Origin of the sequence: Altererythrobacter xiamenensis (genome assembly GCF_900177715.1) — a bacterium.
GTDB lineage: Bacteria > Pseudomonadota > Alphaproteobacteria > Sphingomonadales > Sphingomonadaceae > Erythrobacter > Erythrobacter xiamenensis.
Map to the genome: position 1 here is coordinate 74,800 of NZ_FXWG01000004.1, position 11,982 is coordinate 86,781.

The window sequence follows — 11,982 nt, forward strand, 5'->3', positions numbered from 1 at the left end:
TTACATACTGAAACTTGACCGCATGGCCCGCCCTTTGCCAGACATTCGGCGAGACTTTCGGGACCGGAGACCAATCCTAGAATGAGCCAGATTTTTCTCGGCCTCGCCGCTAATGGCGAGAAGCAGTATCTCGACCTGTCGCGGGCTAACCGCCACGGGCTGATCGCGGGTGCGACCGGCACCGGCAAGACGGTGACGCTGCAGGGGCTGGCGGAAAGCTTCTCCGCCAATGGCGTGCCGGTGTTCGTCGCCGACGTGAAGGGCGATCTGTCGGGCGTCTCCATGCCGGGTTCGCCGACCTTCAAGCATGCCGACAAGCTGGAGGGACGGGCGAAGGAACTGGGCATGGACGACTATGCCTATTCGGACAATCCGGTGGTTTTCTGGGATCTCTATGGCGAGCAGGGCCACCCTATCCGCACCACGGTGAGCGAAATGGGTCCGCTGCTCCTCAGTCGCCTGCTCGATTTGAACGAAACGCAGGAAGGCGTGCTGCAGATCGTCTTCCGCCATGCCGACGAGAACGGCCTGCTGCTTCTGGACTTCGGCGATCTGCAGTCGGTGCTGGCCTGGGCGAGCGAGAACGCCAAGGAGCTTTCGGGCAAATATGGCAATGTGTCGAAGCAATCGGTTGGCGCGATCCAGCGTCAGTTACTGAGTTTCGAAGCGCAGGGGGCCGATCATTTCTTCGGCGAGCCCGCGCTCGAAATCGACGATTTTCTCCAGGTCGACGATCAGGGGCGCGGAATCATCAATGTGCTTGCCGCCGACAAGCTGATGCGCAGCCCGAAGCTCTATGCGACTTTCCTCTTGTGGCTGCTCGCCGAACTGTTCGAGAGCCTGCCCGAAGTGGGCGACCCGGAAAAGCCGAAGCTGGTGTTCTTCTTCGACGAGGCGCACTTGCTGTTCGACGATGCGCCCAAGGCGCTCGAGGACAAGATCGAACAGGTCGTACGCCTGATCCGATCGAAGGGCGTCGGCGTGTTCTTCGTGACGCAGAACCCGATCGACATTCCCGAGGAAGTGGCAGGCCAGCTCGGCAACCGCGTCCAGCACGCGCTGCGTGCCTTCACCCCGCGCGACCAGCGCGCGATCAAGGCGGCGGCCGAAACCTTCCGCATCAATCCCGATCTCGACGTCGAGGAAGCGATCACCGAACTCAAGGTCGGTGAGGCACTGGTCTCGACGCTCGATGAAGACGGCGCGCCATCGATCGTCCAGCGCACGCTGATCAAGCCGCCCCGCTCGCGCCTCGGCCCGGTCAATGCCAAGGAGCGCGCGATCATCCAGTCGATCAGCCCGGTCGAAGGGAAATATGACGAGGCAGTCGACCGCGAAAGCGCCGAGGAAGTGCTTGCGCAGAAGGCCCTGGATGCAGCCGAGACCGCCGAAGAGGTTGAGGACAAGGGCCGTGAGGAAGTCGGCAAGCGCAGTCGCAAGAGTACATCATTGTGGGAACGGGCCGGCAAGAGCGCGGTACGCGCCGCCTCCGGCTCGCTTGCGTCGATTGCCGTCGCGACCGTGCTGGGCAAGAAATCATCCGCCGATCCGATCCGGACAGGCGCGACGGCATTCGTGCGCAATGTCCTCGGCGGTTTAATGCGGTAAGTTATTGGCGGCTGGCTTGCTGCAAATAGCTCCGGTCTGCGCTTCCGGTGCTCACGTGCAATCTGCACGATGCGCGCCGGTTCTCATCCGGAGCTATTTTCGCTGACGCCTTCCGCCAAAACCTGGCAAGTCGGTCGGATTTAGACCGGAATTCTGATCTCCGCGCGGAGGCCGCCTTCGGGACGGTTCGCGAGCGACAGGCTTCCACCGTGCTGCTCGGCAATCGCGCGGGCGAGCGTGAGGCCGAGACCTGACCCGCCGGTCGCGCGGTTGCGGCTCGCCTCGCCCCGGCGAAATGGCTCCATCATATCGGCAATCTGGCTTGCGGGTATGCCCGGCCCATCGTCCACGATACTTATGACGGCCATGTTGCCGTCGCGCTCGACGTCCACTCTCGCGGTACCACCGTAACGCAGCGCATTGCCGATGAGATTGCGGACCGCGCGCTTGAGCCAGGTCGCTCGCAGCGGCGCGACCAGCTTGCGATGCGCGCGCAGTTCGACCGGTTCCCCCATGTCCTCATATTCCTCGACCAGCGAAGCGACCAGTGCCGCGAGATCGGTGGGCTCCTTCGGATCACTCGCCCGGCCTACACGCGCGAGATTGAGAATATCGTCGAGCGTGCGGGTAATGTCCTCGATACTGCTCGCCATCCGCGCGCGCTGCGCTTCGTCCGGGACGCTTTCGATGCGGACCCGCAAGGCTGCGAGCGGGGTCTTGAGGTCGTGCCCGATTGCGCCGAGCATCACGTCCTTCTCATCGAGCATGGCGGCGACGCGCGCCTCCATCGCGTTGTGCGCTGCGATCAGGCGGCGCATGTCTTCAGGCCCGCTCTCCTCGATCTCCACCGCGCGGTCGGGATTGCTGGCGAAGTCTCCGACCCTTTCGGTCAGCCGCGCGAGCGGTCGGGTCAGTCGGCGCAGGACAAAATAGAGGAGGCCGAACAGCACGAGGAAGATGACCAGCGTCTGCAGCAGGATCGTGCCGGCGATGCTGCGCGGCGCGCGCGGTTCGGCAATCCGCACGACCGTCCAGCTGCCATCGGCCTGCTGCGCGCCAGCCACCAGCACAGGCCTTTTGGCCCAGTCCTGCCCGGCGAACCGGTCATGCATGCGCGGGCGCGAGGCGAGAAAGCCGTCTTCGCCCGCGAGGCGCCGGGCGACGATTATCTCGCCCGTCGCAATTCCCTGCCGCGCGAGCGTCTCCTGCAACGCTTCTTCATATTGACCGAGCCGCTGTTCGCCCTCGTTCAGGGGAAAATCGGCGCTGCGTTCCGTCCCGATCCTCAGACTGCGCCGCGGCACAATTTCGGAATCGTCGCCGAACCGCGATCGTCTGCCTTCCTCGAAAATTCGCTCGCGCAAGGCACGGCGCTCTGCGCGATCGGGCCGCTCCCCTGCCATGGCAAGACGGAATGCCAGCGTGCTCACCAGCGCGGCATCACGCCTTTCCTCGGCCGCGCGGTAAAGCAGCACGCCGGAGATCGCCTGCGCGGCGAGGAGGCCCAGTGCCAATACCAGCATGACCTGACCGAGCAGGCTCCTGGGCATCAGGCGCCTCACCGCTAGGCCTCCGCCCGCACCCGCCGCACGTCCGCCGCGAGGCGATAGCCTCCACCGCGCACGGTCAGGATCAGTTCGGGGTTGCGACTGTCCGCCTCGATCTTGCGGCGCAAGCGGCTGACCTGGTTGTCGACCGCGCGGTCGAACAGTTGCGCTTCGCGGCCCTGCACCAAGTCGAGCAGGTGGTCGCGGTCGAGCACTTCGCGCGGGCGATCGAGGAAGGCGCGCAACATGCGAAACTCGGCGGTCGAGATCGGCACGTGAACGCCCTCGGGATCGGTCAGCTTGCGCTTCAACGGGTCGAGCCGCCAGCCGTCGAACATATAGTGGAGCTCACCCTCCGGCTGCGTGCCGTGGTTTTCGCGCGTCGCACGGCGCAGGACCGAACGGATGCGAGCGATGAGTTCGCGCGGCTCGAACGGCTTCACGACATAGTCGTCGGCGCCCATTTCGAGGCCCACGATGCGGTCAGTCGCCTCGCCCTTGGCGGTAAGCAGGATCACCGGGATGTCCTGCGTTTCGACCAGATGGCGGGTGAGCGAGAGACCGTCCTCGCCCGGCATCATGATGTCGAGCAGGACGAGATCCGGGCGCTCTTCCAGCAGGACACTCCGTGCAGCAGCCGCGCTTTCGGCTTCACGCACGGCAAACCCCTGACCGGTGAGATACTCGGCCAGGGGTTCGCGAAGGGTAGGCTCGTCATCAACGAGCAGGATCGAGGTGGGAGCAGGTGCGCTCATCATCCGGTTACTCGCCGCAGGCAGGGCCCGGCGCAAGTCCAAAGGCCCTGCCGCGGTTCATTGAGCAAGCTTTGCCTCAGTTCTGGTTGCGGCGCTGCTGGCGCGCAGCCTTCATGGCTTCGCGAGCGGCCTGGCGCTCCTCTGCCGTGACCGTGCCCGAATTATCGGTATCCATCCGGGCGAAGCGGGCATCGACCGCTGCATCGAACTCGGCGCGGCTGACAGCCTGATCGCCATCCGTATCGGCGCGCTGCAACATGGCGTGCATCATCCGCATACCGCCTCCGCGTCGGTGCATCTTGCCGTGATGGCGGCCTTCGCCACCCCACATCTCTCCGCGGCGCGCCTCGCGGCGCTCCATCCTGGCTTCACGCGCAGCTTCGAGTTCCGCTTCGGACAATCCGCCACTGTTGTCGGTATCGGCGCGTTCGAACATCGCCGCCATGCGGTCACCCCGGCGTTCACCCCGGCGTTCACCGCGCTTTTCCATGCGTTCGGCACGGCGCGCCTCGTGTGCGGCCTGCATTTCCTCGGCGGTCAGTTCGCCGTCACCGTTGGCATCTGCCTCGGCGAAGAAGTTTGCGCGGCGTTCCTCGCGCTTTTCGGCGCGGGCCGCCATGTGCGCGGCGCGGTCTTCAGCGTCGATCACGCCGTCGCTGTTTGCATCAAGCCGGGCAAACATCGCATCGGCATGTGCGCTGTGTTCGGCAGCACTGATGACACCATCGCCATCGCTGTCGGGGTTTTGCTTGCCGCCATGATGGTCGGCATAGGCGACGCCTGCGCCCGTAATGGCAAGCGCGGCAGCGGACAGGGAAAGAGTAAGCTTCTTCATGGGTTCGGCTCCGTAGGGTCTAACAGGGTTGAGCCGCGGGGCGGACCGGGCGTTAGGGGGAGGGGATTGGATCGCCCGGCCCACCGCCGCAACTCGTGCTATCTCTTCTAGAGCAGGTCTGTCGCAGCAATTTGTCCGTTTCGGGCCGAATTGTCGCGGTTTGTATCGCTTCGCCTGCCCCGTTCACCCGGCTGCAAGCCTAGCGCGGGCGGTGCTGCGTGCCCTCGCCGGCCGTGATGAAGACCGCCGTCGCGCTCTCGGCAACATCGGCGATATGCCAGACGCCCGGATCGTTGATGGCGTATTCGCCGGTGCGCAAGGTGGTCTGCTCGCGCCGCCCGTCCGGATATTCCTGCGTCAGCAGCATCTCGCCTGCGGTACAGATGACGACTTCATGCCCCTTGGGGTGCATCTCCCAGCTCGGCCAGCCTTCGGTGAAAGTATGCATCGAGACGAGCCGGCCTTCCGACCCGTCGCTCGCCGTCCGGGCGCCATAGCCTTCATACCATTCGAGCCCGGTAAAGGGTGGCTGGGGCTCGGCAGTCGCGCCAAGCCCCAGATGCACGAAGCGTTCAGCCAATCGCGGCGCGCTCATTCTTTCTCGACCATGCAGAAAGCGTTGAGCTTGTTGCCGTCGGGATCGCGAAAATAGCCCGCGTAGAAGCCATCCTCGCCGCGCGGACCGGGTGCACCCTCGTCGCTGCCGCCATGGGCCATGGCCGTGTCATAGACCGCCTGCACCATCTCCGGCCCATCGCATTGCAGCGCAACCATCACGCCATTGCCGACGGTCGCTTCCTTGCCATCGAACGGCTTGGTCGCAGCGATGCCCGGAGCACCGTTCATCTCGCCCCAGGCGATGAAGGCGTCCTCGAAATCCATCATCCGGCCCACGCCGAAATGCCTAGCAATAGCGTCATAGAAGCTTGCCGCGCGCTTCAGATCATTGGTGCCGACAGTTACATATCCGATCATTGCGTATCTCCTCATCGAGTGCGCGACTCGATGAGGAGAACATTACGCGAACAAACGTGATCCTACAAGATGGATCACAGCGGGGCGCACTCGCGCTCGACCCAGGCAAGATCGTCGCCCGACAATTGCGGCGCGAGAATCTCGAGCACCTTCTCGTGGTAGGCGTTCCACCATTCGACCTCTTCCATCGTCAGCATGTCGCGATCGACGAGTTTCCGGTCGATCGGCACGAAGGTGAGGCAGTCGAAGCCGTAATACTCGCCTTCTGCACCTTCGATCTCGCGCGGCTCGACCAGCACGAGGTTTTCGATGCGGATGCCGAAGCCGCCCGCCTTGTAATATCCCGGCTCGTTGGAGAGGATCATTCCCGGCATCAATTCCTGATCGGTTCCGGCCTGCCCGCCGCCCGACTTGGCGATGCGCTGCGGCCCCTCGTGGACCGAAAGGAAGCTGCCGACGCCGTGGCCGGTGCCGTGGGCATAGTCGACGCCTGCCGCCCAGAGGAACTGGCGCGCGAATGCGTCGAGCTGGCTGCCGGCGGTCCCTTGCGGGAAGACCGCGCGGTCGATTGCAATATGGCCCTTGAGCACGCGGGTATAGCGGTCGCGCATTTCCTGGCTCGGCTCGCCCGGCCCGACCCAGACGGTGCGGGTGATGTCGGTCGTCCCGGCAGGATACTGGCCGCCCGAATCCACGAGGTAGATCGAGGACGGCGGGATTTTCATGTTGCTGTCTTCATCGACCCGGTAGTGCGGCAGCGCGGCATGCGGACCGGCGGCGGAAATCGTGTCGAACGATAGGTCGCGCAGATCGCCATGCGCTTCGCGAAACTCGCGCAGCTTGGCCGCAGCGGTCAGTTCGTCGATCTCGCCCGAGGGGGCTTCGCGTTCGAGCCAGTGGAGGAAGCGGGCAACCGCCGCGCCGTCACGCGCCTGCGAATCGCGGTGGCCCTGCTGTTCGACCGGGTTCTTGATCGCCTTGGGCAGGATCGCCGGGTCGCGGTTGAAGGCGACGCTCGCGCCGCCCTCTTCGAGCAGCTGCGCAATTGCCGCCGCGCCATAATCGGGATCGACGGTGACGCTCTTGCCCTTCATCTCGGCCAGCGCGGGCGCGAAATCCATCCGGTCGCGGATGGTCACCGCATTGCCGAGGTGCTGGGTCAGTTCCGGCGTGACCTTGTCGGGCGCGATGAACAGCTCTGCCGTGCCGTCGGCCTTCGCCACGAGATAGCTCAGCGCGACCGGCGTGCGGTCGACGTCCGTCCCGCGGATGTTGAGCAGCCATGCAATCGAATCGAGCGCCGAAACGACGGCTGCGTCGTAACCCTCTTCCTTGAGCCATTCGGCGATCTCGCTACGCTTTTCGGCCGAGGATTTTCCGGCGAGCTCCTGCGGATGGACCATCGCGGGCGCATTCGAAGGCGAAGGCCGGTCCTGCCAAACCGCGTCGATCGGATTGCTCTCTACGGGCACGAGGGTGATGCCCTTGCGGATCAGCGCCTTTTCCATCTGGTCGACCCATTTCTGCGTGTGCAGCCACGGGTCGTAGCCGATGCGCGCGCCTGCGCTGGCGTTGTCGGCAAGCCACTTGCCCATCGGCTCCTTGGGCACGGAGCGATATTCGTAGAGCTTCGCATCGACCTGATCGCGCACCTGCACGGTGTAGCGCCCGTCGATGAACATCGCTGCGCCCAGACCTTCATAGCCATCGGCCAGCACCACCGCGCTGCCCGCACTGCCGCCGAAGCCGGTCAGCCAGGCAAGTCGCTGCGCATAGGCGCCGACATACTCGCTCATGTGTTCATCGGAGATCGGCACGACGAAGCCATCGAGCTCGCGCGATTTCAATTCGCGGCGCAGTGCGTCGAGACGGGCTTCATGGGTTTGCATCAGCATAATCAATTCCTGGTCATTCGAGGCGGGACTTGCCGCACGGGCACAGTTCTCTACATGACCCACATAGTCGCAACGCATGGCGCTTTCCACCCATGCGAACCATACAAAGAGGGCATCGCAGACCCCATGAAATCGTCATTTGTCGCGTCCAGCGCGCTCATTTTCGCGCTATCGCTCGTTCCGTCTCAGATTGCAGCCCAAACCACAGAGGACCACGCCGAGGTGACCACATCGAAAGACACCGTGAGCCCGACCTCCCCGCCCGTCGCAGAAAAGCGCGAGCATAGCTTTACGCATCACGGGATCACGATTTCGGACCCCTATTACTGGCTCAAGGACCCGTCCTATCCCACGGTCGATGACGCGGACATTCTCGACTACGTGAAGGCCGAGAACGCCTGGTTCGAAGCGCGCATGGCGCCGCAGAAGGCACTGACCGATACGCTGTTCGAAGAGATGAAGGCGCGCATCAAGGAGGACGATTCGACCGTCCCGCAAAAGGATGGCGAGTGGCTCTACTGGTCGGAGTTCGAGGAAGGCGCGCAATACCGCAAGCACTACCGCAAGCCGGTGGCGGGCGGCGATCCGGTCCTCATCCTCGACGAGAACGAACTGGCCGAGGGGCACGAATACTTCCGCCTCGGCGCGTTCTCGATCAGCGACAGCGGGCGTTATCTCGCCTATTCGACCGACACCAGCGGGGGCGAGCGCTATACCGCACGGATCAAGGATCTCGAGACCGGCGAACTGCTCGACGACGAGATTCCCGAAACGCTGTCCGGCCTCGTGTGGCTCGCGGACGACACCATGATCGCATACGGAAGGGTCGACGAAAACTGGCGCGTCAACAATGTCCGCCTCCACACGGTCGGCAAACCCGCTTCGGACGATATCGAGATCTTCAAGGAGGACGATATCACCTTCCGCGTCGGCTCCGGCCTCAGTGCGCAGGAAGACTGGCTGGTCATTTCCACCGGCGACAACGAAACCAGCGAAGTGCGGCTGGTTCGCGCCGACAATCCGACCGGCGAGCAGATCCTCGTCAAGCCGCGCAAGAAGGGCGTCGAGTATTCGGTCGACGTTCGCACCACGGATACCGGGACAGAACTCTGGATCTGGACCAATGACGAGCACATCAATTTCCGCCTTGCCAAGGCGCCGCTCGATAATTCGTCGGCTTGGGAAACGGTGCTGGAGGGATCGGACGAATTCTATCTGACCAGTTTCGACCTGTTCAAGGATTTCTTCGTCACCGAAGGGCGCCTCGACGGGCTCGATCAGATCCAGATCCGCACCTACGACACACCGACCAGCGCGCGGCCGATCGGCTTTGCCGAAGCGAGCTACAGCACCGGCCTCACCAACAATCCCGAATACGACATGAGCGCGCTGCGCCTCTCCTACGAGAGCATGGTGACGCCGGATTCGGTCTATGACTATCACGTCACCTCGGGCGAACTCGAACTGCTCAAGCAGCAGGAAATCCCGAGCGGATACGATGCATCGCTCTACACGACCGAGCGCGTCACCATCGAAGCGCGCGACGGGACCAAGGTTCCTGTCAGCGTGGTCATGCGCAAGGATCGCGACGAAATGAACGGCGGCCCCGGCGGCCCGCTCCACCTCTATGCTTATGGTGCATACGGTTATGCCGTCCCGCCGGGCTTTTCGACCACGCGCCTCAGTCTGGTCGATCGCGGCTTCGCCTTCGCCATCGCGCATATTCGCGGCGGCGACGACCTTGGACGGCGCTGGTATCTGCAGGGCAAGCTAAACGAGCGCACCAACACCTTCAACGATTTCGTCGATGCTGGGCGCGGGCTGATTGCGCAGGGCTTCACCTCGGAAGGCAAGGTGACCGCGAGCGGCGGATCGGCCGGCGGCGAGCTGATGGGCGCGATCATCAATCAGGACCCGTCGCAATATGGCGCCATCGTCGCCCATGTGCCCTTCGTCGACGTGCTCAACACCATGCTCGACAAGGACCTGCCGCTGACGCCCGGCGAATGGCAGGAATGGGGCAACCCGATCGAATCGAAGCAGGCCTTCGCCTATATCCTGAGCTATTCGCCCTACGATCAGGTCGTGGCGCAGGACTATCCGCCGATGCTGGTGACTGCCGGCCTCAACGATCCGCGCGTCACCTATTGGGAGCCCGCAAAGTGGGTCGCCAAGCTGCGCGAGGTGAAGACCGACGACAACGAACTGCTTTTGAAGACCAATATGGGTGCAGGCCACGGCGGCAAGTCGGGCCGCTGGAACTCGGTCTATGAAGTCGCCGAGGAGTATTCCTTCATCCTCTGGCAGATGGGCATGGCGGGCGAGTGACCAACCGCTTCTCCCGCACCTTCACGGCCTTGCCCGAGCACATCGACGAGCTCGGCCATGTCAACAACACCGTCTGGGTCGGCTGGGTGCAGGACATCGCCACCGCGCATTGGGATGCGGCGGCGCGGCCCGAAGATCACGCGCGCTTCTTCTGGGTCGTGATCCGGCACGAGATCGATTACCGCGGCAATATCGGTGAAGGCGAAAGCGTGACAGGCGAGACCTGGATCCCCGATGCGCCGCAGGGCGCGAAGTCGGATCGCCGCGTCGACTTCACCAATGCGGCGGGCAAAGTGATCGTCTCTGCCCGCACCACCTGGGCAATGCTCGACAAGGAGAGCCAACGGCTGGTGCGCGTTCGCCCCGATGTGATCGCGCCGTTCCAGGCGGAAGAAAGCTAAAGGTCTTGGACGATCTCGCGCTGTCCTTGCCGTTATCCACAAGCCTTCCACCGACCTCGCAGAACCTGTCACGAAACTGTAATTTGCCGGTCATACTGGCGCAGCAGATTGGTCAGACAAGGGATCGAAATCTGTGAGACTCAAGGTATCGGCACTCGCTCTCGCGACCGCCATGACGTTCGCACAGCCTGCCTATGCGCAGGATGATGCGGCAACCCGCGAAGCTATTGCCGAAATGCGCGCGCAGATGGCCGCAATGGCTGCGCGGATCGATGCGCTCGAAAGCGAACTCGCCGAGGCGGAAGCCGAGGCTGAGGCCGCCAGCGCTGCAGCGGCCGCGGCAAACGAGACTGCTCTTGCCGCTTCGACGACGGCTAGCGAGGCCAAGGCGAAAGCCGACGAGACCCCCGCGATCGCGTTCAAGGGCGCACCCGAGATCAAGGGCGAGGGCGGCTGGAGCTTCAAGCCGCGTGGCCGCCTGCAATATGACGCGGGCTTCGTGAGTGCGCCGGATTCTGCCGGTGCCGACGATGGTTTCGGCAGCGAAGCGCGCCGCGCGCGCCTCGGCGTCTCTGGCGACATGCCGGGCGGTTTCGGCTACAAGTTCGAAGTCGATTTCGCTGGCAACGATGTCGCCGTCACCGATGCGATCATTTCCTACGAGACGGGCAATGTCGAAATGAGCGCTGGCCAGTTCAACAATTTCCAATCGCTCGAGGAACTGACCAGCTCGCTCCACACCAGCTTCATCGAGCGCGCGGCCTTCACCGATGCGTTCGGCTTCGAGCGCCGCGTCGGCGCGGCTGCGGTCTTCTCCAGCGGCGACGTGCTGGTCCAGACCGGCCTGTTCACCGACAATATGGAAGACCTGTCGAACAAGAACTGGAGCGCGGATGGGCGCGTGGTGTTCATGCCGAAAATGGGCGACGCCCAGCTCCACCTCGGCGGGTCGGTGCATTATACCAGTCTCGAAGACGGAAGCTCGCTGCGTTATCGCCAGCGCCCGCTGGTCCACTTCACCGGTTCGCGCTTCGTCAACACCGGCGGTCTTGCCGCGACCAGCGAGCTCGGCTTCGGAGCGGAGGGCGCGGTGATCGCAGGACCCTTCCACGCTGCGGCGGAAGGCTATTGGCAGAAGGTCAATCGGCCAGCAGGCCTGTCCGATCCGGGCTTCTTCGGGGGCTATGCCGAAGTGGGATACTTCCTCACCGGGGGTGACACGCGCGGCTACAAGGGCGGCAAGTTCGACCGCACCAAGCCCGCCAATCCGGTCGGCGAAGGCGGCATGGGTTCGGTCCAGGTCAATCTGCGTTACGACCGGCTCGACCTCAACGACGGCCCGATCATCGGCGGCACGCAGGACGGTTATTACCTGTCGCTGGTATGGAAACCGACCGATTACACCATGCTGCTCGCGAATTACGGCAAGCTTGATTATTCCGACGCCGTGCTTCCGACCGCGACCGGCGACACCGATTACAGCGTCGACGTCTTCGGCGTCCGCGCGCAGATCGACTTCTAATTCAGCAAGATATCCAATTGGGGAACACACTCATGAAACCTATTCAGACGGCCTGTTTTGCGGCCATTTCGGCTCTTGCCCTTACTGCCTGTGGCGGTGATGCGGGCGGTGGCGGC

The 11,982-nt window shown here is 63.7% G+C and carries 10 protein-coding genes; 4 read left to right on the top strand and 6 right to left on the bottom strand.

What is annotated here, in order from left to right:
• Positions 1-81 precede the first annotated feature (81 nt).
• On the top strand, positions 82-1,608 hold the full coding sequence (locus CCE89_RS15000) for a helicase HerA-like domain-containing protein (protein ID WP_086438906.1): 1,527 nt from the start codon (positions 82-84) through the stop codon (positions 1,606-1,608).
• A 140-nt stretch (positions 1,609-1,748) separates the two neighbouring features.
• Here CCE89_RS15000 and CCE89_RS15005 read toward each other — a convergent pair whose 3' ends face one another.
• The 6 genes from CCE89_RS15005 to CCE89_RS15030 form a co-directional block, all read right to left on the bottom strand.
• Complete coding sequence (locus CCE89_RS15005) at positions 1,749-3,158, bottom strand: sensor histidine kinase (protein WP_086438907.1); 1,410 nt, start codon at positions 3,156-3,158, stop codon at positions 1,749-1,751.
• A 14-nt stretch (positions 3,159-3,172) separates the two neighbouring features.
• Positions 3,173-3,910, bottom strand: a complete 738-nt coding sequence (locus tag CCE89_RS15010) for a response regulator (protein WP_086438908.1) — start codon at positions 3,908-3,910, stop codon at positions 3,173-3,175.
• Positions 3,911-3,986: 76 nt separating this feature from the next.
• Complete coding sequence (locus CCE89_RS15015; RefSeq protein ID WP_086438909.1) at positions 3,987-4,745, bottom strand: hypothetical protein; 759 nt, start codon at positions 4,743-4,745, stop codon at positions 3,987-3,989.
• Positions 4,746-4,944: 199 nt separating this feature from the next.
• Entirely contained in the window at positions 4,945-5,340 is a 396-nt protein-coding gene (locus CCE89_RS15020; RefSeq protein WP_086438910.1) for a cupin, read from the bottom strand.
• The gene (locus tag CCE89_RS15025) at positions 5,337-5,720 is read right to left on the bottom strand and encodes a VOC family protein (protein WP_086438911.1); all 384 of its coding nucleotides are present in this window, start codon (positions 5,718-5,720) and stop codon (positions 5,337-5,339) included. Before CCE89_RS15025 ends, CCE89_RS15020 begins: the two co-directional genes overlap by 4 nt.
• A gap of 74 nt (positions 5,721-5,794) precedes the next feature.
• Entirely contained in the window at positions 5,795-7,615 is a 1,821-nt protein-coding gene (locus tag CCE89_RS15030; protein ID WP_086438912.1) for an aminopeptidase P family protein, read from the bottom strand.
• A gap of 126 nt (positions 7,616-7,741) precedes the next feature.
• Between CCE89_RS15030 and CCE89_RS15035 the strand changes: the two genes are divergently transcribed.
• From CCE89_RS15035 to CCE89_RS15045, 3 genes are all read left to right on the top strand, one after another.
• Positions 7,742-9,943, top strand: coding sequence for a S9 family peptidase (locus CCE89_RS15035; protein WP_086438913.1), 2,202 nt, complete (start codon positions 7,742-7,744; stop codon positions 9,941-9,943).
• Positions 9,940-10,344 carry an acyl-CoA thioesterase gene (locus CCE89_RS15040; RefSeq protein WP_086438914.1) on the top strand — a complete coding sequence of 135 codons (405 nt, stop codon included), beginning with the start codon at positions 9,940-9,942 and terminating at the stop codon, positions 10,342-10,344. The genes CCE89_RS15035 and CCE89_RS15040 overlap by 4 nt, the downstream gene beginning before the upstream one ends.
• Before the next feature lie 133 nt (positions 10,345-10,477).
• Complete coding sequence (locus tag CCE89_RS15045) at positions 10,478-11,866, top strand: OprO/OprP family phosphate-selective porin (RefSeq protein ID WP_234990125.1); 1,389 nt, start codon at positions 10,478-10,480, stop codon at positions 11,864-11,866.
• Positions 11,867-11,982: the final 116 nt, after the last annotated feature.

What these genes read in the sequence shown, in the direction of transcription:
- CCE89_RS15020 (WP_086438910.1), bottom strand. Translation starts at nt 5,340, where the DNA reads ATGAGCGCGCCGCGATTGGCTGAACGCTTCGTGCATCTGGGGCTTGGC.
- CCE89_RS15030 (WP_086438912.1), bottom strand. Translation starts at nt 7,615, where the DNA reads ATGCTGATGCAAACCCATGAAGCCCGTCTCGACGCACTGCGCCGCGAA.
- CCE89_RS15000 (WP_086438906.1), top strand. Translation starts at nt 82, where the DNA reads ATGAGCCAGATTTTTCTCGGCCTCGCCGCTAATGGCGAGAAGCAGTAT.
- CCE89_RS15035 (WP_086438913.1), top strand. Translation starts at nt 7,742, where the DNA reads ATGAAATCGTCATTTGTCGCGTCCAGCGCGCTCATTTTCGCGCTATCG.
- CCE89_RS15010 (WP_086438908.1), bottom strand. Translation starts at nt 3,910, where the DNA reads ATGAGCGCACCTGCTCCCACCTCGATCCTGCTCGTTGATGACGAGCCT.
- CCE89_RS15015 (WP_086438909.1), bottom strand. Translation starts at nt 4,745, where the DNA reads ATGAAGAAGCTTACTCTTTCCCTGTCCGCTGCCGCGCTTGCCATTACG.
- CCE89_RS15005 (WP_086438907.1), bottom strand. Translation starts at nt 3,158, where the DNA reads ATGCCCAGGAGCCTGCTCGGTCAGGTCATGCTGGTATTGGCACTGGGC.
- CCE89_RS15025 (WP_086438911.1), bottom strand. Translation starts at nt 5,720, where the DNA reads ATGATCGGATATGTAACTGTCGGCACCAATGATCTGAAGCGCGCGGCA.